The following is a 22965-nucleotide window of genomic DNA, read 5'->3' as shown; positions in this document are numbered from 1 at the left end:
TTTCTAGATCCTCACTTTTTGTAAATTTCTCTATTCCCATTATGAAGAAAATTTTACTAAAAATACAGAAATATGTATAAATATTTTTCTACAGGTGATCATATAGGTGATGCTAGAGGAAAGGAGGTCATGGAATGGATGTTACAATGAGTTCTGCTGAAGTGCTTGAGGAAATTAGGCGTTTGAATACGAGTGGATCTAGCTTAAGTAAGAAACATGTGAAAAGAACGCATCCACAGCTCATGAGAAGTGCGCTACATTATTTCCCTGATTGGGACAGTGCAATCGAAAGAAGTATTTCTAGCTAAAACTTATGTTGTAACGTTACATAGCTATGGCCATAAGAAAAGCGGAGGCGGCTTGTTTAGCCCCAACAAACACGAAAAAACAACACGCCTGACTTTTTGGCGTGTTGTTTTCCCCTGGTCACACAGGTACAGCTACGAAAAATTCCTCGTAAATGGCCTGAACCGCTCGTCTTTCATTCGCTTCCTTAACCCCAAACATCATGCTTACCTCTGAGGACCCCTGATTAATCATTTCAATATTTACGCCAGCATTAGCAAGTGCCTTGGCCGCTCTGGCCGTCGTTCCAACGTTATGTCGCATTCCTTCACCGACGATCATAAGAAGGGCCAGGTCATGCTCCACTTTTACCTCATCCGCCGCTAGCTCCGACTTAATCCGGTTGATAATATCCTCTTCTGTATATTGGTCCATCTGATTTTGCCTTAATATGACCGTAATATCATCGATTCCAGAGGGCGTATGCTCATAGGACAACCCATAATCCTCTAGAATCATTAAAAGCCTGCGCCCAAAGCCAATCTCTCTATTCATTAAGTACTTGCTTACATAAATGCTGCAAAAGCCTTTATCACTTGCAATTCCAACCACTGGACCATTGATATTTTCCCTTTTATTTACAATCCTTGTTCCAGGCGCCGAAGGATTGTTCGTATTTTTCACATTGACGGGAATTCCAGCACGAAAGGCAGGAATAAGAGCTTCGTCATGAAAAACGGAAAAGCCTGCATAGGATAGCTCCCGCATTTCCCGATAAGTAAGAACAGTAATTTCCTTTGGATTCGGTACAATCGTAGGATTCACCGAATAAACAGCATCCACATCAGTAAAGTTCTCATACAAATCAGCCTTCACACCATTGGCTAATATGGAACCAGTTATATCGGAGCCACTTCGTGAAAAGGTGACAACTTCGCCTTCCTTTGTAAAGCCAAAAAATCCCGGGAAAATGATGATTCCAGCTCGATCACGTAAAGAAAATAAATTCTCATAGGATTCCGGCAGCACCTGTGCATTTCCAGATTCGTCTGTAACAAAAAGGCCAGCATCCTTTGGATTTACATAATGGGCGTCAATACCCCTGCTTTGAAAAAATTTCGCAACAAGCTTTGCATTGTTATCCTCTCCGCTTGCTTTCACCGCATCCAAATAGCGATTGCGACTGGTTTTATCTCCATTCAATAATTCCCTGAAATTATCATTAATCTCTTCGATAATATCATTTGGAAGTTCTAGCTCCTTGGCAATACTCTCATACCGCTCGAGCACACAAGCCAATGGTTCGCCATAATCCTCATTGCGTAAGGCCTTTTCTGCGCACTCGATTAACAAATCCGTTACTTTAATATCCTGTCCATATCTCTTGCCTGGTGCAGAAACAACAACGACTTTTCGATTTGAATCTGCCATCACAATGTTTAATACTTTTTCAAGCTGAGCTCCAGTCGCTAAGGAAGAGCCACCGAACTTCACTACCTTCATCACGGACATCCCCTGTTTTGTTAAAATTTAGTTCTTATTATCACTCGAAACCTAAAAAGAATCAAGAGTTTTTTCTCCCCTGTGTATACATTTGTCCTTTTAGGGTGGAAAATAGCTCTAGAGGTGTTTTTATAACACAAGAGAACTAAATCTTAATAAATGTATTTTTGCCTAAAATCATGTAAACTAATATTTAGCATTTCTAAATAATTTGGGTTGTTGTTCTATCTTCCCAAGGGAAAGGAGTACTCATGAGTCAATCAATCGCAAAGGGGCAATCACAGAACCAGCTCCAACAAGACAAAATTTGGACGAGAGATTTCACTTTAATTGTCATGTCCAATTTTTTTATTTTCCTTGGATTTCAAATGACCTTGCCTACCATTCCCCTTTTTGTCGAGGAATTGGGAGGAAATGATCAATTAATTGGAGTTGTTGTTGGGATATTCACATTCTCGGCCCTTCTGATTCGACCAATGGCAGGAAGAGCACTTGAGATAAGGGGACGACGGTTCGTTTATGCGACCGGATTGGGTATTTTTGTTCTTTCCGTTGGATCCTATGGGCTCTTACATAGCTTATTGTTTTTATTTATGATGAGGATGATTCAAGGAGTAGGTTGGGGCTTTTCGACAACTGCTTCGGGAACAATAGCTACTGACCTTATTCCTGCCCACCGAAGAGGAGAAGGGATGGGCTACTATGGCCTCTCTGGAAATATCGCGCTCGCCATCGGTCCAACCTTGGGTCTTGCTTTAGCGGGCAGAATATCCTTTACTCAACTATTTCTCATTTGCGCCGTACTCGGTTTAATGGCACTTATATTCTCTTCATTTATTCGCTACAAAAAGGTAGAACCTGTTGCCGTACCGCAAAAGAAATGGGATGTTTTCGAAAAAACAGCCATCCCTCCATCTTTATTACTATTTTTCATCACGGTGACCTTTGGAGGAATCGCATCCTTCCTGCCGATCTATGCCGCTCAAGAACATATTTCGGGCATCGAATGGTATTTTCTTCTTTACGCCTTTGCATTATTAATTTCTAGGACCTTTGCTGGTCAACTCTATGACAAAAAGGGTCACCAAGCCGTCTTCATTCCAGGTACGATTCTAATTATCATCGCGATGCTGCTGCTCTCTTGGCTACCAAACAGCGGCGTTCTATACCTTGCTGGTTTGCTATATGGCTTAGGCTTTGGTACGGTGCAGCCTGCCCTTCAAGCATGGTCTGTCAAAGAGGCAGCACCACACCGTAGAGGAATGGCGAATGCCACCTTCTTCTCCTTCTTTGATTTAGGAGTAGGTGTCGGTGCCATGTTTTTTGGGCAAATTGCCCATGTGCTCGGGTATAGCAGCATTTATCTATTTTCTGCGTTGTCTGTTTCTACCTCGATTTTGCTTTACCTTTTCATTTTGAAAAAGAGTCAAGCACGAAAATAAGGCTATCATCCATAGATAGCCTTATTTTTTTTGGAAAGCAAGGGTCGGCCGTTACTCCAAAGCACCTCAACATCCATCCCAAAAAATTCGAACAGTACTTGTTCTGATATCATTTCCTCTGTTTTTCCCGCGGCAAATACCTTTCCTTTTCTAAGTAAAAGGGTTTTGCTAAAAACCGGCAATATTTCTTCCACATGATGGGTCACATAGATAAGGTTCGGTCCGTTTTTCGATTGGCAAATGTTCTCCACTGTCTCTAACAGCTTTTCCCTTGCGATAAAATCAAGTCCATTCGTAGGTTCGTCCAAAATAAGAATTTCAGGATTATTCATAAGAGCCCGCGCGATGAGAATACGCTGTCTTTCCCCTTGAGAAAGGGTCTCGTACTCCCGATCGGCATATTCTAAGCAACCGAGATCCCTCATGAGTGAGATGGCCTTCTCGCGCATTTGATCATTAGGTGATTCGTAGAGACCGATGGATGTGAACGCACCGCTTAAAACAATCTCATAAGCACTATCCGTCTGATAAAACCGTTCCTGTAAGGATGAAGAGACCAGTCCTATTTTTCGACGGATATGTTCTCGGATATCTACCTTGCCAAATTCCTTCCCCAGTACCTGCACGGACCCCTTTGATGGATATTGGTAGCCATTCAATAGATTTAAGAGCGCTGTCTTTCCAGCTCCATTTAATCCAAACAGGACCCAATGCTCTCCCTTTTCCACCTCCCAGCTAATATCATCCAGAATCACAGCTCCGTTTCGAATAAGAGAAACATTTTTTAATGAGAGCACCATTTAGACAAATCCTTTCAAGTAAGGTCTTATTATTCATCTTAAACGGAATGATGCGAATTTTCCATAAATTAAATAAAAAATAAAAGCAAGGCCCCCCCTTGCTCCATTTTACTCGATTACAAAACCAATTTTTCCTAACTGTTCTGCCTTTTCCATTCTCTCAAATGCTTCCTTAAACTCGCTTAGCTGATAGGTTTGATCAAGAACAGGTCTAATTTCATGCTTCTCGATGAACGCAAGCATTTCCCTGTATTCTTCTCCGCTCCCCATCGTCGTTCCAAGGAGATTAAATTGGCCGTAGAAAAATCTTCTTAAATCCAATTCAACGACATCGCCAGCCGACGCACCGAAAGTTACCATCGTACCACCTAAGCGAAGCTGATCAAGAGATTTATTAAAGGTAGCTGCGCCAACAGACTCAATAATGAGATCCATTTTCTCTCCACCGAGAGCTTTTGTCCAATCTTCGTTGCTGTTGAAAGCCTTATCAGCCCCCATCTCGAGTGCTTTTTTACATTTTTCCTCAGAACGAGAGGTGACATAGACGGTAGCTCCAGCAGCTTTTGCAAACTGGAGAAGGAAGGTTGCGACTCCACTACCGATTCCTGGGATAAGAACCTTCATCCCCTTCTCGACCTTTCCCCTTGTGAACAAAGCGCGATACCCTGTAAGAGCTGCAAGGGAAAGGACACTTGCTTCTTCCCAGGTGAGAAACTTTGGCTTTGGCACCGCATTTTCAGCCGGAATGACGATTTTTTCCGCGAAGGTTCCGTGAAATGGGAGACCAACGATTTCAAACCCTGCTGGCGGGGCCTCGGTTTTCTCTCTCCAGCCAAGTCCTGGGTTGATGATGACTTCATCTCCTACCTTAACATTTGTTACACCTTCACCCACTGCATCAACAATTCCCACTCCATCAGAGCCAATAATGAGTGGTGGGTCTGTTTCCTTATGTCTTGTTAGCACAAACAAATCCCGATGATTAAGTCCTGCTCCTTTTAGCCGAACTCTCACTTCACCAGCTTGAGGCTGGGTTTCCTCAATATCCCTATATGTAAGTCCATCTATTCCTAGTTGTTCTGCATGAACTACTGCCTTCATCAAATCACCCTTTTTCGCATTATTCTCTTCCATTATATGATACTTCTGTTTTAAACAGAAACAAACTAAAATGCTTGGTCAGGAATTCTAATGTTAGGCCTGAGAGACAAAGCCCGACGGGAAATCAGAATTAAAAAATATTTCTCGGGAAAGCGCAGGACTTGACATTTCCCGCATTTTTGTTGTCGGATTTTCTTCAGTTATTTAGAAGAGTTGTCATTTCGTGACAATTATTGTCAAGGAAAGAAGATACCGTCATTCATATCTAAAGAATGCAATTGACATTTCCCTTATAAATGTGTAGATTCATATAATAGTATATTCAAATAATCAAATATACGAATATGCAAATTATTATTATAAAAGAAGGGTTGATTATGCAACAGAAATGGTTTTTCACAGGAAGGTATAAAGGGTACAGTCTTCAAAGCTTTCAACGGGATTTGCTTTCCGGGCTGGTCGTTGGTGTTATTGCGATACCTCTTGGGATGGCATTTGCGATTGCCTCAGGTGTAAAACCAGAATACGGTATCTACACAACGATTATTGCGGGAATTCTTATTTCTTTATTAGGGGGATCGAGGTACCAAATTGGTGGACCAACGGGAGCATTTATTCCGATTTTGTTTGGTATCGTTGTCACCTATGGGTATGAAAATTTACTAATTGCTGGTTTTTTAGCGGGGATTATTCTATTCCTAATGGGCGTCTTTAAGCTTGGCTCTCTCATTAAATTTATCCCGAGGCCGGTTACGATTGGGTTTACCTCTGGGATTGCAGTCATCATTTTCGTCGGACAAATCGCCAATTTTCTAGGTCTACAAAATGTGAAAAGTCATGAATTTTTTATCGATAATATCAAGGAAATTGCAAAGCATATCGGTACGATGAACGGATACAGCATTTTAACAGCTTGTATTTGCCTTGTTACAATGATCCTCACTCCAAGGATTCTTCCGAAAGTTCCAGGGCCATTAATTGGTCTCGTTCTTTCTACCATTATCGCTGGTATATTTTATCCAACACAGATTGCTACGATTGGGTCTACATATGGAGAAATTCCGAAAACATTGCCTAGCTTTCATTTTCCAGAAATCACCTATGAAAGGGTGATCCAGCTTCTTCGACCTGCTTTTGTCATCGCCATTTTGGGTGCCATTGAATCATTGCTCTCTGCTGTTGTTGCGGACGGGATGACAAATAGCAAGCATCACAGTAACCGAGAGCTTGTCGGTCAAGGAATTGCAAACATTGTTACACCGCTATTTGGAGGTATCCCTGCAACGGGGGCTATTGCCCGGACGGCAACCAATATTAAAAACGGGGCTGTATCCCCCATTTCAGGAGTCACTCATGGTATTATGGTACTATTAATGTTGGTACTGTTTGCACCTCTTGCTTCAAAAATTCCTTTAGCAAGCATGGCTCCCATCTTAATGGTGGTCGCTTGGAATATGAGCGAGAAGAAGGTCTTTTTCCATGTGCTTAAGACGAAGACAGAGGATTCACTTGTTTTGTTAGTCACATTTCTACTCACTGTATTCATCAACCTTACAGTTGCTGTAGAGGTCGGGCTGCTTCTCGCAGTTATTCTTTTTACGAAGCGGATGAGCGACCATATGGTGACCGTTAAAGCATTGCCCAACCATAAAGTAAAGCATAACAAAATCGAAAGCTTAGTTTCGGATACGAGGGATTGTCCGCAAATTGCGATTTACAATGTAGAAGGTCCGTTGTTTTTTGGTGCTGCTCAAACCTTCGCTCAATCAATTATGAATACCATCCACTATAAACCAAGGGTGCTACTGCTCAGGATGGGAAGAGTGCCTTTTATGGATACGACTGGGGATGCTCACCTTACGAGCATTGTCAAGAATTTTTCAAAGCATGGGATTGTTCTAATTTCGGGAGTCAATTCGCAGCCTTTAACCGTATTAAAAAAGACTGGCTTATTCGATTTAATTGGAGAAGAGCATTTTTTTGAGCATACGGGCGAAGCCATTGACTATGCCCTAACACAGTTAAACCAACAGAAGTGTCTCGGCTGCAAACATTTTGTTTTTAAAGAATGTACGCAGCTCTCGAAAGGGACCATGGAAAACGAAGAAACGAGAAGAGTTTTGTCAAAACAGGAAGTGAGGGAAATAACGATTGAATGAAGAGTTACAGCAATTTAAAGCAGATTTTTTCAAAGCACTTGCTCACCCATTACGGATTCGCATCTTAGAGGTGCTTGCTGAGGGTGAAAAAAGCGTCAATGAGATTCAAAGCCTGCTCCATAGTGAGGGATCGGCGGTATCACAGCAGTTATCGGTCCTAAAAGCAAAAAATATTGTTACAGGGACAAAGATTGGCAACCGAGTAATCTATTCGTTAAGGGACCCGATGATCATTGAATTGCTCCAAGTAGCTAGACAGATATTTAATAATCATCTCGTTGATACCATTTCAATGCTCGATAAATTTAACGAGAGTGAAAAAGAATAATTTTGCATGTGAGAAAACCTTGATTTCTATAGCGAAAGGCCCAATGCTATTATTTTTAGGTTCAAAAAGAACAGCAAAATCCTCCTAATTGGGAGGATTTTTGCATGATCTATTTTTCAATATCTATCACTACTTTTCCCCATGTCTTTCTTTGTCCTAACAGCTTTAATGCTTCTGGCACCTGCTCAAAGGCAAATGCTCGGTAAATTAGCGGCTTGATTTTACCCTTTTCGTATAACTCCATAATGGCTGCATGTTCGTTATCCACCTCGCTCGGATATAAGCGATGAAAGAGACCCCAATGAACGCCTACAACCGAGTAATTCTTAATGAGCACATGATTCGTCGTGAGCGTTGGAATGGTTCCCCCTGCGAAGCCGATGACTAGAATACGACCGTCAAACGCAATGCACTTCTTAGAACGGTCGAACACGTCGCCGCCTACCGGATCATAAATAACATTTGCTCCTTTCCCACCGGTTTCCTTCTTGACCACTTCCACAAAATCCTCGGTCAGATAGTCAATAACGATGTCTGCACCAAGCTCCTTACAAATTTTCGTCTTTTCACTCCCACCAGCTGTTGCAATGACAAAAGCGCCTATTGATTTCCCTAACTGAATAGCCGCTGACCCGACTCCTCCGGCACCAGCATGAACGAGCAGCACCTCCCCTTCTTGCAATTTTGCACGGTTATTAAGGGCATAATAGGAGGTATGATAGGTGATGAAGAAGGCTGCGGCTTCACTCCATGACATCGATTCTGGAATTGGAAATACGGTGTTTTCTGGAACCGATACAAACTCTGCGAGTCCTCCTTTATGTACACCTGGTAGTGCAAGAACATGTTGCCCTGCTTTAAAGCGACTCCCCTCTCTCGCATCCACAACGATACCGGAAATCTCAGACCCTAGTGAAAACGGAAGCTCTGGCCTTTCCTGATACTTACCCTGACAGAGAAGAATATCAAAAAAATTAAGTGACACGGCCTTGACTTGAATAAGTACCTCTTCTTGCCCACGCTCTGGATATTGAATTTCCTCGATTTTTAGTACATTCTCTGGATTCCCCAGTTCTCTCACTAACCATGTTTTCACTATTTCTCCTCCCTTTACGAGTTTGTTTTTGTAATTATAACAATATTCAGATATTATTACAATTAATAGCCCCATTGCTGCTATTTTAGAAAGTTTCATGAATGTTTAAATATGTGACTTTTATTCATTGAGCAAATATGATTTGATAGAATACAGATAGTACGAAATAGATTGGAGAATCACCATGTCCTCAATTAAGGAAAGAAAGATTAGAAAGAAAAAAGAAGAAATCCTCAGGGCTGCAGCTGCGATTTTTGCGAAAAAGGGCTACCATGGGACCACAATGGAAGACGTGGCAGCGAAGCTACTAATGACAAAGGGTTCGATGTACTATTATTTTAAGAATAAAGATGAGCTGCTTTATCATTGCCATAAAATGATCATGGATTTAAGCATTACTAAAATGAAGGAGATTATTGCAAGCTCAAAGAGTGCAACAGAAAAGCTTGAAAATGCAATTAAGGCTCATATCACCCTTGCTACCAGTGAAAAATCAATGTTTATGGTCATGCACAAGCCAAGTCAACATTTTACTGACGATTATCTACAGGATATTCTCCAAGACCGCACCACCTATGCCCAATATTTTGATGAAATCATTTTAGAAGGGATTCTTAAAAAGGAATTCAATCATGTTGATGTGAAAATGGTTCGCATGATTCTACTCGGTGCATTAAATTGGACGCAAGAGTGGTATGACCCAAATGGAGAAAAATCAGCTGAAGAGATTTCGGAAACATTTGCGAATTATTTGCTGAAAATGCTAGTAAAGCAATAGCGGATCATTAGAAAGGCCCCTTTTACTAGGGGCTATTTTTACTATTATTCCTCTCATTAAGCTTTAGTTTAAGCTCGTCTAGAATGCGATCAACAGAAGCATCAAAGGTAAAGAAAAATGCATTGTTTTCATCGTCAAAGAGCATGAGATGAGGATTTTCATACTCTGGAAATATTAGAATAACCTCACTCACAAGAGCATGAAACCATTGATTTTCCACCTTAATTGCGGGATCTAAAGGGATCTTCACCATTTGCCCGCTTTTTGGAATCGGTTCAAACTCCCGAAAGATATCCGTGATTCCCTTTAAGATGCCCTCTACCTCCTTATGCACCGTGTCGTTTGCTGGAACTTCCTTTACCACTTTTCCCTCATTGATGTGAAAAACTTCAATATTTGCCGCGTATGCATTCATACCTGCCACTTGAAAGAGAAAAAGTATGGATAAAAGGGAGATTTTTTTAACCATATCAACACCTCCCTCGTATTATATCCAACAAATAACATTGCATGAGGAAAAGACTGCTTCTATGTTTGCTCTCCAATGGAACTAATAAGAAAAGAACAACGCTTTAGTAAATCCATAAGACTTATCGGTTTAAATTAGTCTAGTGGAATTGTAGAATAAAAGAAACAGATAATTCAAACAAATGGAAGGAAGTGCTCATTTTGGATAAAGAGTACGCAGGTCATACTTTGTTACAATCTGTACCGTTTGGAAATGAAATGTTGGCAAGCAGGTTAGTGATGGCCCCGATGACAAGAATGTTTTCGCCAAATGGTGTCCCAGGGAAAAATGTTGCACAATATTACCGCAAACGTGCTGAGAATGGGATTGGACTCATCATAACTGAGGGAACAGCGATTAACCACCCAGCTGCAGTCATGAGTCCCGATATTCCCCGTTTTTATGGTGAGGACGCCTTTAATGGCTGGGCAAATGTAGTTAAGGAAGTCCACCAAGCCGGTGGGAAAATCATACCTCAACTATGGCATGTAGGTGCAGCACGAAAAGCAGGCAGTGAACCAAATATTGATGCACCTCCTGTGAGTCCGTCCGGATTTACACTAAAAGGCAAAAGAAATGAGAAAATAAAGGCTTTAACGAACCAAGAGGTCACTGAAATGATTAATACATACGCCGAAGCTGCAGCAAATGCCAAGCGTATCGGCTTTGACGGAATTGAATTGCATGGAGCCCATGGATACTTAATTGATCAATTTTTTTGGGAAGTAACGAACAAGCGTAACGATGAGTATGGCGGGGATATTGGAGAGCGAGCAAAATTCGCGGCAGATGTTGTCCGTGCTTGCAGGAAAGAAGTCGGGTCTGATTTTCCAATTGTCTTTCGTTATTCGCAATGGAAAGGAACCGATTATCAAGCCAAATTAGCTAAGAATTCTAATGAGCTTGAACAATTACTCACCCCCTTGGTTGAAGCTGGAGTGGATATTTTCCACTGCTCTACGAGACGAATATGGGAACCTGAATTTATAGATGAAGATCCATCCTTAAACTTGGCCGGATGGACGAAACGAATTACTAAAAAGCCAACGATTGCAGTCGGTTCCGTCGGTATCAACCGTGCATATCTGAGTAACCAGGATAATGCTCATGTAACCATTGTAGACAATCTTAAAATTATTGATGAAAAAATCAAAGCAGGCGAATTTGACTATGTAGCAATCGGCCGTGCACTGCTTGCTGATTCAGAATGGGCCGTAAAACTCAAAAATGGTCAACTTGATCAAGTAGTGCATTATACAAAGGAATCTGAGAAATACTTGATTTAATCACAATCAAGAACCGCATTTTGATCAGCCAGTAGCTGACATCTATCAACCACTGGATAAGCCCTTCTTAAATGGAAGGGCTATTGTCTATTGCTGTCGCCTTAACTAAAAGAGCGGTTCCTCTATTATCAAAGATAACAAAAGAACCGTCCAATTAATTACATGTTAGAAAACATCTTCCCACAAAAACAAAGCAGCCTGGAGATTGCCTCCAAGCTGCCCAATTGAAATGTTCAAGAAATTTTGTTCAATTCTGTCGTTAATCGTAAGAACTCATCCTTGTTTCGTTCTTGTAGAGATTTGTCGATTTCCTTACGGAGCTTTTCTCTGCGGTGTTCAAGCAGAGCCTCTGAGATCACTTGCTCGGCTAAAAGGGATAATTGTTCTTCAGTAGTAGGTTCGGGTAAATTCAACAAATCCTTATTCATTGGAAATCAACTCCTTAACTTTTTCTAAGTATACCACAAATATTCTAACAATTCAATATTTTCTCTAATTGGTACCTGGTACTGTTCGTGGACTTTTTTTGATTTTGTCCGTGTGGGGCGGACAGTGATGAAGATGGGCCATTTCACAGCTGAGTGGTCAGCTTATGAAATAGCCCTCATTGTTTAAGTTATTATCCATCGATTCATTTAATTTGAGTTGTCCACCATTATTATGTCGCTGGTGTGCTTTGGTATGCTTCTCGAAGCTTGTATTTTAATACTTTTCCGGAGGCGTTTCGCGGGAGTTGCTCCATCTCATAGATGATTCTTGGAATCTTGTAGCCAGCTAGCTGCTCACGGCAAAATTGCAGAAGCTCATCCTTGTCAATTGATTTGCCTTCCTTTGGAACGACAATAGCCGCAACCGACTCCCCCCATACTTCATGGGGCACACCAATGACTGCTGCCTCCAAAATATCAGGGTGGCGATAAAGGACCTGTTCTACCTCTGTTGAGTAGACATTTTCTCCGCCAGAAATAATCATGTCTTTCTTCCTGTCGACAAGGGTGATAAAGCCATCCTCATCAATCGTCGCTAAATCCCCTGTATAAAGCCAGCCATCCTTCAAAGTCTTGTGAGTTTCTTTCGGATTCTTATAATATTCCTTCATGATCGTCTCACCTGAAATAATAAACTCCCCTACCTCACCAGGCTTAACATCGACCCCATGTTCATCTACAATTCTTGCATCGGTAAAATGGTTCGCCCTACCGCTTACGCCTAGCTTTGTTTTGTGTTCTTCTGGTGTTAGGAAAATGCCGCCTGGGCCACCCTCGGTTAAGCCGCATAGATTGAAAAATTGGTCGGTTCCAAACATTTCAATTGATTTCTGCAGGGTCGCAATCGGCATCGGTGCTGCACCGTATCCACAGCGTTTAATGCTGGATACATCAAACATTCCTTGAGGAACTTGAAGGAAGAAATTATACATCGTTGGGACGCCAAAAAATAGTGAAATTTTATGCTGTGCTATCATCTTTAACGTTTCAACTGGATGGAAATCCTGCTGAACAATTTGAGTACAGCCAAGCATGGTGGCGGAAACAAGGAAAAGATTTAACTGAGCTGAGTGAAAAAGTGGTGCGACATGCAAAATTCGATCCTCTGGACCCATTTTCATTGTCACAGCCATGAGAATACCAACATGGCAAACACGATGATGATCAAGAACAACCCCCTTTGGCAGTCCTGTGGTCCCTGAAGTATAAAGGATCTCCGCATCATCAGACTCTAGAACCTCCAGATTCGGATTCTCTGCCGAAGTGCTCCGAAAATCTGACAGGAGCTGTTGGTGCTCCAGCTTATTGCTACCAGAGATGATCTGGCGCTGCAGTTTGTCATTTCCTTCTGCAGCCTTCGCAAGCGTTTCGGCAAACTCCTCATCTGCAAACACAATGACAGAATCAGAATGATTTAGAATATATCTAGTTTCATGGGCCGTTAAACGGAAGTTGATAGGTACTGCTACCCCACCCGCCTTCAATATTCCATAATAGACGAAAATAAAGGTATCAGAGTTTTTCATCATCAAGGCTACCTTATCGCCCTTTTTAATCCCAAAGTCAATCAAAGCATTCGCGATTCGATTCACCTCAGCATTGTACTCTCGGTAACTATATTCCCGATCATTAAAAACAATAGCGGTTTTGTCTGAGTTATTACGGGCATTTCTTTCTAATCCTTGAAATAGATTCATAGATTTTCCTCCTATCAAACCGTTTTTTAAATAGGAAATCACACCCAAAGCTACAGTTTACAAACCTAGATTTTTCGCAATAATTGTTTTCATGATTTCATTTGTACCAGCATATATGGACCCAACTGCTACATCCCGATACCGTCTTGCAATCTCATATTCCTCCATATAGCCGTAGCCACCATGCAGCTGCATACATTCAGTGGCTACATTTTTAGCTAAATCGGTTAACCACCATTTTGCCATCGAAACCTCGTTGACAATATTCTTCTTAGCCATATGATCCATGATCAATTGGTCAACAAAGGTTTCGCCAATTTTGATATTGGTCGCCATCTCCGCAATTTTAAATTGAGTGTTTTGAAACTTGCTAATCGGCTTGCCAAAGGCCGTCCGTTGCTTCACATAATCAATGGTGATTTCTAGCATTCTTTTAGCACCGGTAATACTTCCGATAGCTAGCATCAATCTCTCCTGCTGTAATTTCTTCATGAGATAGTAGAATCCCATGCCTTCCTCACCAAGCAGATTTTCCTTTGGCACAACAGCATCCTCAAATATCAATTCTGATGTATCGTTAGCATGCTGACCAACCTTCTTAAGCTTCTTTCCTTTCTTGAAACCAGGAGTCCCCTCCTCCACTACAAGTAGACTAATGCCTTTATGCCGCGGGGTGGCATTCGGGTCCGTAAGGCAAACAATAATAACAAAATTGGCTGAATATCCGTTTGTAATGAATGTTTTTTCGCCATTAACGATGTAATGATCTCCATTTAGCTTTGCTGTTGTCTTGATATTTGCGAGGTCAGACCCAGTTCCAGGCTCGGTCATGGCAATTGCCGAGATCATCTCTCCACTAACCGCCCAAGGAAGCCATCTCTGCTTCTGTTCTTCATTCCCAAACTCATCTATGTAGGGCATGACAATATCATTGTGTAACCCCAATCCACCAATTCCAGCCCCAATTCTGTCCAATTCCTCCGTGATAATGACGGAATAGGCAAAATCGGCACCTGCTCCTCCATATTTTTCATCTACCCAAGGACATAGGTATCCTTGTTCACCAGCCTTTTTCCAAAAGGATTTTGGCACCTGCTTCGCCTCTTCCCACTCCTCAAAATATGGAGCCGCTTCTTCCTCCAGAAATCGACGAAATGCTTTTCTAAATATTTCATGCTCTTCCGCAAAGTATGCTTTAGCCATAGAATCACTCCTATCTATTCATTGTGCGTTCACATTCGTTTTCTTTTTAAGCGGTGCTTTTAAAATTTTTCCCGTTGCATTTTTCGGTAACGACTCAAGGAAATAAATCTTCCGTGGAATTTTATAATGTGCTAGTTTTTCCTTACAATAGGCCATGATCTCTTCCTCGGTGGCGGATTCTTTAACAACGATATACGCCGCTACTTCCTCGCCAAAGGTCGGATCCGATTCACCTACTACTGCACATTCCACAATTTGTGGATGGGTATACAGTACCTCTTCCACTTCACGCGGGTAGATATTGTATCCACCGCGAATGATTATGTCCTTCTTTCTATCAACGATGTAGAGTAGACCTTTTTCATCCTGTTTTCCTAGGTCGCCCGTGTAGACCCAGCCATCTTTAATCGTTTCTTCTGTTTCGTACTCCTTCTTGTAATAACCCTTCATTGCGTTTGGTCCTCGGAAAATAATTTCGCCTACCTCCCCAACAGGGACCTCTTGACCGCTTGGATCAACGATTTTCAAATCAATTCCAGGAAGTGGATATCCTACTGAACCATGAACCTTCTCACTATTTGGAGGGAAGCAGCTAATCATAACGGTGCTCTCGGTTTGACCGTAGCCTTCGCCAATATCCACACCCATAGCGGCATTGACCCTTTCTACAATTTCAACTGGAAGAGTCGCCCCGCCACAGCCCGCTGTCCTGAGATGTGAAAAATCAAGCTCCTTTATTTGTGGGAGATTGATAAACATCGTATACATCGTTGGAACTCCAAGGAAAATGGAGATTTTGTAGTCAGCTATTCTTTTGAGAATGACGTCTGGAATAAAACGCTCCTCGAGGTACATGGTACAGCCTTTGAAAACAGCATTAAGCAAGCCTTGTAGCTTGGCATAGGCATGAAAAAGCGGAAGGACTACAAGAATCCGATCTTCTGCTGTCAGCTCCAGCATCTTGGCTGCTGTTTCCGTCATCCAAGCGATATTGCCATGGGTAATGAGGGCACCCTTTGGCTTGCCAGTTGTCCCAGAGGTGTAAATGATCTGCGCAATCTCGTCCAATTGCTTTGGCTCTAGAAAATAATCTGCCGGTTCCCCCCTAACATCACTCCAAGGTACAATCGCTTCAGAAGGCTGCAAGGAAATAATCGTCTGCATAGATTGCAGCTTCTCCCTCGATTTCAAGACCTCCTGAATGCCAATCTCATCTACAATCAGGGCGACTGCATCTGAATCGTTTAAGATATAAGTAATTTCATTCACCTTAAACAATGGATTGATCGGAATGACAGTTGCTCCAAGGGATAATAGAGCAAAATAGGCAATGGCATACTCTGGTTTGTTGCCCATCATCAATGCGACATGGTCATTGTTTTTAATCCCGTATTTTCGCAAACCGACCGCTTTTTCCTTGACTAGTAATGTGAGTTTTTCAAAGGAAATCGGTTCTTCTCGAAATACAACGACTGGATGCTTCGGGCGAGATTTCGTAGAATTTAATAGGAAATGCGCAATATTCATGCTTGAATCCTCCCTAGTTTCATATTTTCCCTTTTTGTATTTTCATAGAGAGTGTTTTACAAACCCTTTTAAAGCGCTTTCAAAATCTTATTTACCTTTGTACGCTTTTCACAAAAGCATGAGCTCCTTCCGTTGCCATATTTACAGAAAATTCACTATATTCCCATTATAAGGCTTCCCACACATTTAAACAATATTCTAGTTATAGCTTTTTTATAAGCTCCTATTCTACCCAAATCACCTATGAAAAAGAACCAAAAGCCGTTGAAGCAATATTCAACGGCGATGTTCCTGCTCTATTCACGAGCAACCACAATTTTGTCCTGTTCACCTTGTTTCGCAGCATACTGTGCCTCATCAGTCAATTTATAGAGGTCAGAAAAGTTCTTTGCCATACTTGGATAATGTCCCACGCCAATCGAGATAGAAATCGTTTTTCCGGTAGGGCTTATGGATGATTCGAGTAGCAGCATTAATGCTTCAGCTATTTTAACAGCATCCGTAACGTCTGTTTCTGGTAGAATAATGAGAAACTCATCACCGCCGAGACGAATACAGGAATCTTGAGTGCGCATAACTCTTCTTACCACATCCGTTAGAAAGAGCAGAACCTCATCTCCTACCTGGTGGCCATATCGATCATTTACTTCCTTAAATCGGTCCAGATCAAATAGGATTATAGAATAGCTAGACAGGTCCACAATCGTTCTATCCAGTGCTCGACGATTGTAAAGATTAGTTAATGGGTCAATCAAGGATTTATTTTCAGCTTTGTCTACCTTCTTCTCATAGTAGTCAACGGCAATTAAAATGGTATTTTTCAGATCAACTAATTCAAATAATTTATCAGGGATATGTGGCGGAGAGCCAGGTTGCTTTTCCGTAATTCTCTTTGCATAGGTAGCCAATTCACGAATGGGATGAACGATCTTTTTAAGCAACAATAGTGATATGAAGAAAACAAATAAGATAAATGGGATGGTTATCAAACTCGTCCTTTTTACAACTTCGATCGTAGGTTTTAGAGTCGTCTCTGAAGGCGTTTGGGAGATAATTCCCCATTTGCTCGCTGACTTTAACGGTGCGTATCCAGCTAGCATCTCGACCCCCTGGGTATTAACCACTACCTGATGCCCTCGCTCCCCCTTGATGACCCTTTGAACCATTTTATTCTCAATAACGTTATCATTGATCCTCTCGGGATTCGGATGATAAATAATATTTCCTTGTGTGTCCACTACAAAGACATAGGAGTCATTCTTATGTTGAGGCTGCTGACCGAGAATCGCTTTCAAGCTATTATTTTCATGAAGATAAATTGTCCCTCCTAGAAACCCAACGTATTCATGGTTTTCGTCAAAAACAGGAACGGAAATTAGAATCATCATTTTCCCTATAATCCCCATATATGGCTCAGAAATGAGAGGGATTTTTCTCTTAATGGCCTCTTGCGGACCATCCGAACTAAGAATTGCACCTGATTTTGAAATATCTGGTGCCACATTGACGAGATGGCCCGTTTGATCAGAAAAAAATACAGAATTAAAAAAGTTTGTCGACCGAACAAGAGCTTGAAGCTTTTCACCAATCGCTTCGCTTTTATTGGATAGGTAAACTGGATCCTCTGCTTCCGTCTTCAAATTTTGAAGCATTTCACTAAATAGATGGTCGGTTGTATCCGCTAGCTTTTGTGCATAAAACTGATTTTCAATTAGATAATTATTCTCCAGGTTTTTCTTATTTACGATCACACTTGAAATCAAACTTCCTATAAAAGTACCCATCATTGCAAAGACCAACAACGAAAGTACTACAACCCTTATACTCAACCTTCGAGGCTTCATTCTATTCACCACAACTAAGACCTATATTTCTATTCTGCTATAGTATACTCTTCCTTCCCCCTCCTAACAAGGTACCTGGTACCGCCCGTGGACATTTCTTTGAATTTGTCCGTACCAGGTGGACAGTTTTGTTGTGCTGAAAATTATTTAATACTTTAAATGATTAAGGTGTTGCGTTTTTGTTTTGGATGTAGTATTATATTTTAAAATTTTAGAAATTTTTAATAGTACAAAATTGTCTGTGATAAGGAGCAAGAAAGAAGTATCTTCTCTAGAGAGCCTGTGGTTGGTGTGAACAGGTGGAGAACTCTTTCCGACTCGCCTTGGAGACTTTCTTCCGAACCGTCATGTAAGAAGAAACGATTCACAATCGTTAAACAGTGAAGTTATACCTTGACTTGCAAAGGCTGTGATCCGTGAGGAGCAGCAAATGAGGGTGGTACCACGAGCTTGCTCGTCCCTCAAATTGTGAGCAAGGTATTTTTATTTTGCTTTATATTAAATGGGAGGGTAAAACGATGAACAGAAGAGTCTATTTTTTTGATACAACTTTGAGAGATGGTGAGCAAACACCTGGTGTTAACTTGAATCAAGATGAGAAGGTTGAGATCGCCCTAAGGCTTGAGAAGCTTGGGATTGACATCATTGAAGCGGGATTTGCCGCTGCTTCCCCAGGAGATGCCGCAGCGGTACGAGCTGTTGCGGAGGCGGTCACAAAGCCGATGGTCGTTAGCTTAGCACGTGCGAATATTGCAGATATTGATGCTGTGATTGAAGCATTCAAAGGTGTGGATAATACAGGGATCCATGTTTTTATTGCCACATCACCGATTCACCGGGAGAAAAAGCTATTCATGACAAAAGAAGAGGTGATCGCGAAAGCAGTAGAATGTGTTTCCTATGCAGCAAAACACTTTAAGCATGTCGAGTTTTCTTGTGAGGATGCAACCAGAACGGAGCTAGAATTTCTTAAAGAGGTGGCGGAAGAGGTGATCAAGGCAGGCGCCACCGTCCTTAATTTTCCTGATACGGTTGGTTATACAACACCAGAAGAATACTCCCGCCTATTCCAGTACATTCTTGAAAATACGAAAGGCGTAGAAAACGTGATTTTGAGCTGTCATTGCCACGATGATCTAGGGCTAGCGGCAAGCAATAGTATCGCAGCGATCAAAGCGGGTGCCCAACAGGTGGAGGGCTGTGTGAATGGAATCGGCGAGCGTGCTGGAAACGTCGCACTAGAAGAGGTGGCGGCATTGCTGGAAACCCGCAAGGATTATTATCAAAAGGATACAGGCATTGTTCTTAAGGAAATCGCCAAGACAAGCAAATTAATCAGTCGCTTAACAGGAGTCAGTGTCCCTCCGAACAAAGCAGTTGTAGGTAATAATGCCTTCGCTCATTCTTCGGGGATACATCAGGACGGAGTCATCAAGGACAAATCCACCTACGAAATTTTAAGACCTGAAAGTGTCGGTTTTGTTGAAACAAAACTTGTCCTAGGGAAGCTATCCGGTCGTAACGCTTTGAAAAAACGCTACGAGGAGCTCGGTTATTCCATTAGTGCAGAGCAATTGGCTGAAGTATTTACGAAATACAAGGAGCTTGCCGATCGGAAAAAGGAAATTTTCGACGAGGATATCATTGCCCTACTAGAAACAAAATCAGCTCGTGAGAATCATTCCACCTATACCTTTAAGGATTTGAGCCTACAGGTGCTACCAAACAAGGACTATCGAGCATTTGTTCATATTCAAAAGAGCGACGGTTCTATCATCGAGGGAATTGGTGAAGGAAACGGCCCTGTCGATGCCATCTATAAAGGGATTGACCAAGGACTCAACATGGATGTGGAATTAATCGATTATCGCATCAAGTCCATCTCTAAAGGAAAGGACTCCATCGGCGAGGTCTTTGTGAAAATCAAACAGGAGGATTCCATGTACCAAGGGCGGGCAATTAACGTCGACATAATCTTTGCCAGTGCGAGCGCCTATATCGAAGCGATTAACCGCTTAGTGGCCGTATACCCACAATTTGTTGTGGCTGCATCCAAATAAAACAACCAAGCTAAAAAGCCCAAGACCTGCCTTAAAATGGGTCTTGGGCCAAATTCATTTTTGTAAAAGCCGCCGATTACGCATCCAATCCGAAATGCTCCTTCGCAAGCTCTTTAAAGCTTTCTTCACTAATATCTTCCTTTGTCATGCGGCCTTTCCGCCAGCGGGTAAAGAATTTATCCGTTAAGGTCATGCTACCTTCCTCTGTCAGCTTCGTTATGAGAGGTCCCTTATTAAAAGAAGAAGCCTCGCTCTCTATAATGATTGTCTGCATTTCCTCGAGCTTTGCAAGCTCAGTCAAAGTCTCTTTCGAATCAAATACATACCCGACGGTCCAATCATCGTCCTTATCCTTTCGTTTCATCTCAAAAAGATAATCCCCGAATGAATTTTCCGTTTTAGTCACACGGAATTCACCTATCATCGACTGCACAGTCTCGCCGCTTAAAGGAACAGGAACTAATGGCAGATTCCCGCCAAATCCGGTATCCACTAAATATTTGCTTCCTGCCTCTTCTAATAGAATGGCTGCATGTGTTCTTCCTGTTGAAGACCATTCTTGTGCATTTTGATTGTAGACTACCCCGCGCACGAGCGATACATGAAAGTCATTTTCCCGCAAAAACATATAGAGCAATGGATTTAATTCATAGCACAGGCCGCCTTCATTTTTCTTAAGAATTTTCTCCACTAAGCTTTCATTGGTGAGCGGTACGAAAACTCCCTTTGTAATGCATAGATTCTCAAAAGGGAGCGTTAAGGCAACCTTCTTTAATAATTCTGGAAGATCTGCAAAGCGAATTTTCTCTCCTTCTGAATAGCCAATTCTTTTTCGAAACAATAAATCCATTTGCAAACACGCCTCCACCTTCTAACGATTTAGCTCTTTTGCTAGCCGCAAAAACGGTTGCAACGACTCAGTATTACTGATCGAACCGATATTGACAGCCTTCTCTAAAGGCGTTCCCAGCAAAATTTTCTTGATTGGAACCTCAAGCTTCTTCCCATTTAAGGTCCGTGGTACCTCATCGATCCTATATATTTTATCAGGTACATGCCTCGGAGAACAATTCTTGCGTATCCGTTCCCTGACCTTTTCCTCCAATACCCTATCATATCTCTTCCCCTCATCCAACACTACAAAAAGGAGAAGGAGCGAGCTCCCTTTTTCATTGCTTACATCCACGACAAGACTATCCAAAATGCCATCCACCCCTTCAACAGCACTATAAATCTCACTTGTCCCCATGCGAATTCCGCCACGATTTATCGTTGAATCGGAACGACCGTAAATTTGACAGCTTCCCCTTGCCGTGATTTTCACCCAATCCCCATGTCTCCATATACCTGGATACAGATCAAAGTAGCTGCTCTGATAACGAGCACCGCCTTCATCGTTCCAGAAAAAGAGTGGCATGGATGGAAGGGGCTCGGTCAACACAAGTTCTCCCACCTCATCAATGAGAGAATGGCCTTCTTCGTCAAAAGCCTCCACCTTTGCTCCCAATTCCCGACATTGGATTTCTCCAGCGTGTACGGGCAAGATCGGAGCACCCCCAACAAAGGCCGAGCAAATATCAGTCCCTCCGCTAACGGATGCAAGCCAGAGATCCTTTTTAATATTCTGATAGACCCAGAGAAAGCCCTCAGGTGGAAGGGGGGAACCGGTGGAACCAATCACCTTCAGATGCTCCAGTTGAAGCTGTGAAGGAGTCATCCCTTCATTCATGCAGGAGAGAAGAAAGCTTGCACTTGTTCCAAACACCGTCATCTTCGTCTCCTCGGCAAAGCGCCATAGCACTTCTAGATTCGGATAACCTGGACTTCCGTCATAAAGTAACACAGTTGCTCCAGTTAGAAGCCCACTCACGACAATATTCCACATCATCCAGCCCGTTGTCGTAAACCAGAAAAAGCGGTCCCCTTCCTTCAAATCCATATGTAAGGAACATTGCTTCAAGTGCTCGAGCAAAATTCCACCATGGCCCTGGACAATCGCCTTTGGCAAACCAGTTGTTCCTGAGGAGTAAAGCACCCATAATGGGTGATCAAAGGGAACGCTCATAAATGGTAAGTCTGCTCCTCTATATGCGCTTACAAAATCACTCCAAAGAACTGTATCCACTAATTTCTCCACCATTGGCTGTTCAGATAAATAGGGCAGGAACACGGTCTTTTCTAAGCTGGGAATGGCTTCTTGGATGTCACGAACCGTATCCATTCGATCAAAATCCTTTCCACCGTATCGATAACCGTCCACAGCAAGCAAAATTTTCGGTTCAATTTGCTTAAAGCGATCAATCACGGTCGGGCTCCCGAAATCAGGTGAACAGCTAGACCAAACAGCACCAATACTTGCGCACGCTAAAAAGGCGATGATCGCTTCAGGAATATTCGGAAGATAAGCAACCACACGATCCCCTGCTTGCACACCAGAGTCAGATAACCCCTTGGCAAATGCTGCTACCTCCCTCTCTAATTCCACCCATGTTACGGTCTGCATGGGACGTAATTCTGATTTCGAAATAATAGCCGCCCCAATTCCTTTCCGATTGCGAAAAATATGCTCTGCATAATTGAGCCTGGCTCCTTCAAACCATTTGGTCCCAGGCATTTTGCGTTCGGGCAGCACCCGTAAATACGGGGAATCAGATTGAATATCAAAATACTCCCACAAGGATTCCCAAAACAGTTCTAGCTCCGTAACAGACCATTGCCATAATGTAGGATAATCGTGAAATTCAAGGTTTCGATTCTCCTTCAGCCAGCTCAAATACTTCATCATATTTGATTGTTTCTTAAATTCCTTTGAAGGCTCCCACAACAGCATTCCCTCTTTGACGGACTGATTCATGATCAT

18 protein-coding genes, 1 pseudogene and 1 other annotated feature are annotated in these 22965 nt (G+C 42.1%); of the genes and pseudogenes, 7 read left to right on the top strand and 12 right to left on the bottom strand.

Annotation, left to right across the window (positions count from 1 at the left end; translation table 11 throughout):
* Positions 1-134: 134 nt before the first annotated feature.
* On the top strand, positions 135-308 hold the full coding sequence (locus tag J2S07_RS14590) for a hypothetical protein (RefSeq protein ID WP_307151149.1): 174 nt from the start codon (positions 135-137) through the stop codon (positions 306-308).
* 118 nt (positions 309-426) lie between these two features.
* Here J2S07_RS14590 and J2S07_RS14585 read toward each other — a convergent pair whose 3' ends face one another.
* A complete protein-coding gene (locus tag J2S07_RS14585; RefSeq protein WP_307151148.1) occupies positions 427-1788 on the bottom strand; it encodes an aspartate kinase in 1362 nt (453 codons plus the stop codon).
* 251 nt (positions 1789-2039) lie between these two features.
* On the opposite strand from J2S07_RS14585, the gene J2S07_RS14580 reads away from it, so the two are divergent.
* Positions 2040-3230 (top strand): MFS transporter, encoded by a 1191-nt coding sequence (locus J2S07_RS14580; protein WP_307151147.1) that lies wholly within the window; start codon positions 2040-2042, stop codon positions 3228-3230.
* Positions 3231-3235: 5 nt separating this feature from the next.
* Here the strand turns inward: J2S07_RS14580 and J2S07_RS14575 are convergent, their stop codons facing one another.
* Entirely contained in the window at positions 3236-4030 is a 795-nt protein-coding gene (locus J2S07_RS14575; protein WP_307151146.1) for an ABC transporter ATP-binding protein, read from the bottom strand.
* Positions 4031-4138: 108 nt separating this feature from the next.
* On the bottom strand, positions 4139-5131 hold the full coding sequence (locus tag J2S07_RS14570) for a zinc-binding dehydrogenase (RefSeq protein ID WP_307151225.1): 993 nt from the start codon (positions 5129-5131) through the stop codon (positions 4139-4141).
* A 377-nt stretch (positions 5132-5508) separates the two neighbouring features.
* Between J2S07_RS14570 and J2S07_RS14565 the strand changes: the two genes are divergently transcribed.
* Both J2S07_RS14565 and J2S07_RS14560 read left to right on the top strand, forming a co-directional pair.
* Entirely contained in the window at positions 5509-7290 is a 1782-nt protein-coding gene (locus J2S07_RS14565) for a SulP family inorganic anion transporter (RefSeq protein ID WP_307151145.1), read from the top strand.
* A complete protein-coding gene (locus J2S07_RS14560; protein ID WP_307151144.1) occupies positions 7283-7618 on the top strand; it encodes an ArsR/SmtB family transcription factor in 336 nt (111 codons plus the stop codon). Before J2S07_RS14565 ends, J2S07_RS14560 begins: the two co-directional genes overlap by 8 nt.
* A 109-nt stretch (positions 7619-7727) precedes the next feature.
* On the opposite strand, the gene J2S07_RS14555 is transcribed toward J2S07_RS14560, so the two are convergent.
* Complete coding sequence (locus tag J2S07_RS14555) at positions 7728-8714, bottom strand: NADPH:quinone oxidoreductase family protein (RefSeq protein WP_307151143.1); 987 nt, start codon at positions 8712-8714, stop codon at positions 7728-7730.
* 184 nt (positions 8715-8898) lie between these two features.
* Here J2S07_RS14555 and J2S07_RS14550 point away from each other — a divergent pair, with 184 nt between their 5' ends.
* A complete protein-coding gene (locus tag J2S07_RS14550) occupies positions 8899-9492 on the top strand; it encodes a TetR/AcrR family transcriptional regulator (RefSeq protein WP_307151142.1) in 594 nt (197 codons plus the stop codon).
* Between the two features lie 25 nt (positions 9493-9517).
* Here the strand turns inward: J2S07_RS14550 and J2S07_RS14545 are convergent, their stop codons facing one another.
* Complete coding sequence (locus J2S07_RS14545) at positions 9518-9961, bottom strand: hypothetical protein (protein ID WP_307151141.1); 444 nt, start codon at positions 9959-9961, stop codon at positions 9518-9520.
* A 257-nt stretch (positions 9962-10218) separates the two neighbouring features.
* Here J2S07_RS14545 and J2S07_RS14540 point away from each other — a divergent pair, with 257 nt between their 5' ends.
* A complete protein-coding gene (locus J2S07_RS14540) occupies positions 10219-11286 on the top strand; it encodes an NADH:flavin oxidoreductase (protein WP_370872841.1) in 1068 nt (355 codons plus the stop codon).
* Between the two features lie 233 nt (positions 11287-11519).
* Here the strand turns inward: J2S07_RS14540 and J2S07_RS14535 are convergent, their stop codons facing one another.
* From J2S07_RS14535 to J2S07_RS14515, 5 genes and pseudogenes are all read right to left on the bottom strand, one after another.
* Entirely contained in the window at positions 11520-11714 is a 195-nt protein-coding gene (locus tag J2S07_RS14535) for an IDEAL domain-containing protein (RefSeq protein ID WP_307151139.1), read from the bottom strand.
* A 230-nt stretch (positions 11715-11944) separates the two neighbouring features.
* Entirely contained in the window at positions 11945-13471 is a 1527-nt protein-coding gene (locus J2S07_RS14530) for a class I adenylate-forming enzyme family protein (protein ID WP_307151138.1), read from the bottom strand.
* 57 nt (positions 13472-13528) lie between these two features.
* A complete protein-coding gene (locus J2S07_RS14525) occupies positions 13529-14674 on the bottom strand; it encodes an acyl-CoA dehydrogenase family protein (RefSeq protein WP_307151137.1) in 1146 nt (381 codons plus the stop codon).
* Positions 14675-14692: 18 nt separating this feature from the next.
* Positions 14693-16204 (bottom strand): annotated as a pseudogene (locus tag J2S07_RS14520) (class I adenylate-forming enzyme family protein); the annotation flags it as partial.
* A gap of 293 nt (positions 16205-16497) precedes the next feature.
* Positions 16498-18045: a sensor domain-containing diguanylate cyclase gene (locus J2S07_RS14515; protein ID WP_307151136.1), complete on the bottom strand. Its 1548-nt coding sequence runs from the start codon at positions 18043-18045 to the stop codon at positions 16498-16500.
* Positions 18046-18277: 232 nt separating this feature from the next.
* Positions 18278-18510, top strand: a binding site (T-box leader).
* Positions 18511-18563: 53 nt separating this feature from the next.
* Here J2S07_RS14515 and J2S07_RS14510 point away from each other — a divergent pair.
* A complete protein-coding gene (locus tag J2S07_RS14510; RefSeq protein ID WP_307151135.1) occupies positions 18564-20105 on the top strand; it encodes a 2-isopropylmalate synthase in 1542 nt (513 codons plus the stop codon).
* A 76-nt stretch (positions 20106-20181) separates the two neighbouring features.
* Here J2S07_RS14510 and J2S07_RS14505 read toward each other — a convergent pair whose 3' ends face one another.
* Positions 20182-20955 carry an arylamine N-acetyltransferase family protein gene (locus J2S07_RS14505; protein ID WP_307151134.1) on the bottom strand — a complete coding sequence of 258 codons (774 nt, stop codon included), beginning with the start codon at positions 20953-20955 and terminating at the stop codon, positions 20182-20184.
* A 21-nt stretch (positions 20956-20976) separates the two neighbouring features.
* The gene (locus J2S07_RS14500; RefSeq protein WP_370872837.1) at positions 20977-22959 is read right to left on the bottom strand and encodes an acetoacetate--CoA ligase; all 1983 of its coding nucleotides are present in this window, start codon (positions 22957-22959) and stop codon (positions 20977-20979) included.
* Positions 22960-22965: the final 6 nt, after the last annotated feature.

The sequence above is a fragment of the Anoxybacillus andreesenii genome, from assembly GCF_030813005.1.
Taxonomy (GTDB): Bacteria; Bacillota; Bacilli; order Bacillales; family Cytobacillaceae; genus Robertmurraya; species Robertmurraya andreesenii.
The sequence above is the reverse complement of the archived record's forward strand: the minus strand, read 5'-3'. Positions and strand labels throughout refer to the sequence as shown.

Excerpts from the sequence above, each read along its gene's own strand:
- J2S07_RS14590 (WP_307151149.1), top strand. The coding sequence starts at position 135 with ATGGATGTTACAATGAGTTCTGCTGAAGTGCTTGAGGAAATTAGGCGT.
- J2S07_RS14585 (WP_307151148.1), bottom strand. The coding sequence starts at position 1,788 with ATGAAGGTAGTGAAGTTCGGTGGCTCTTCCTTAGCGACTGGAGCTCAG.
- J2S07_RS14580 (WP_307151147.1), top strand. The coding sequence starts at position 2,040 with ATGAGTCAATCAATCGCAAAGGGGCAATCACAGAACCAGCTCCAACAA.
- J2S07_RS14575 (WP_307151146.1), bottom strand. The coding sequence starts at position 4,030 with ATGGTGCTCTCATTAAAAAATGTTTCTCTTATTCGAAACGGAGCTGTG.
- J2S07_RS14570 (WP_307151225.1), bottom strand. The coding sequence starts at position 5,131 with ATGAAGGCAGTAGTTCATGCAGAACAACTAGGAATAGATGGACTTACA.
- J2S07_RS14565 (WP_307151145.1), top strand. The coding sequence starts at position 5,509 with ATGCAACAGAAATGGTTTTTCACAGGAAGGTATAAAGGGTACAGTCTT.
- J2S07_RS14550 (WP_307151142.1), top strand. The coding sequence starts at position 8,899 with ATGTCCTCAATTAAGGAAAGAAAGATTAGAAAGAAAAAAGAAGAAATC.
- J2S07_RS14545 (WP_307151141.1), bottom strand. The coding sequence starts at position 9,961 with ATGGTTAAAAAAATCTCCCTTTTATCCATACTTTTTCTCTTTCAAGTG.
- J2S07_RS14540 (WP_370872841.1), top strand. The coding sequence starts at position 10,219 with ATGTTGGCAAGCAGGTTAGTGATGGCCCCGATGACAAGAATGTTTTCG.
- J2S07_RS14535 (WP_307151139.1), bottom strand. The coding sequence starts at position 11,714 with ATGAATAAGGATTTGTTGAATTTACCCGAACCTACTACTGAAGAACAA.
- J2S07_RS14530 (WP_307151138.1), bottom strand. The coding sequence starts at position 13,471 with ATGAATCTATTTCAAGGATTAGAAAGAAATGCCCGTAATAACTCAGAC.
- J2S07_RS14525 (WP_307151137.1), bottom strand. The coding sequence starts at position 14,674 with ATGGCTAAAGCATACTTTGCGGAAGAGCATGAAATATTTAGAAAAGCA.
- J2S07_RS14515 (WP_307151136.1), bottom strand. The coding sequence starts at position 18,045 with ATGAAGCCTCGAAGGTTGAGTATAAGGGTTGTAGTACTTTCGTTGTTG.
- J2S07_RS14510 (WP_307151135.1), top strand. The coding sequence starts at position 18,564 with ATGAACAGAAGAGTCTATTTTTTTGATACAACTTTGAGAGATGGTGAG.
- J2S07_RS14505 (WP_307151134.1), bottom strand. The coding sequence starts at position 20,955 with ATGGATTTATTGTTTCGAAAAAGAATTGGCTATTCAGAAGGAGAGAAA.
- J2S07_RS14500 (WP_370872837.1), bottom strand. The coding sequence starts at position 22,959 with ATGAATCAGTCCGTCAAAGAGGGAATGCTGTTGTGGGAGCCTTCAAAG.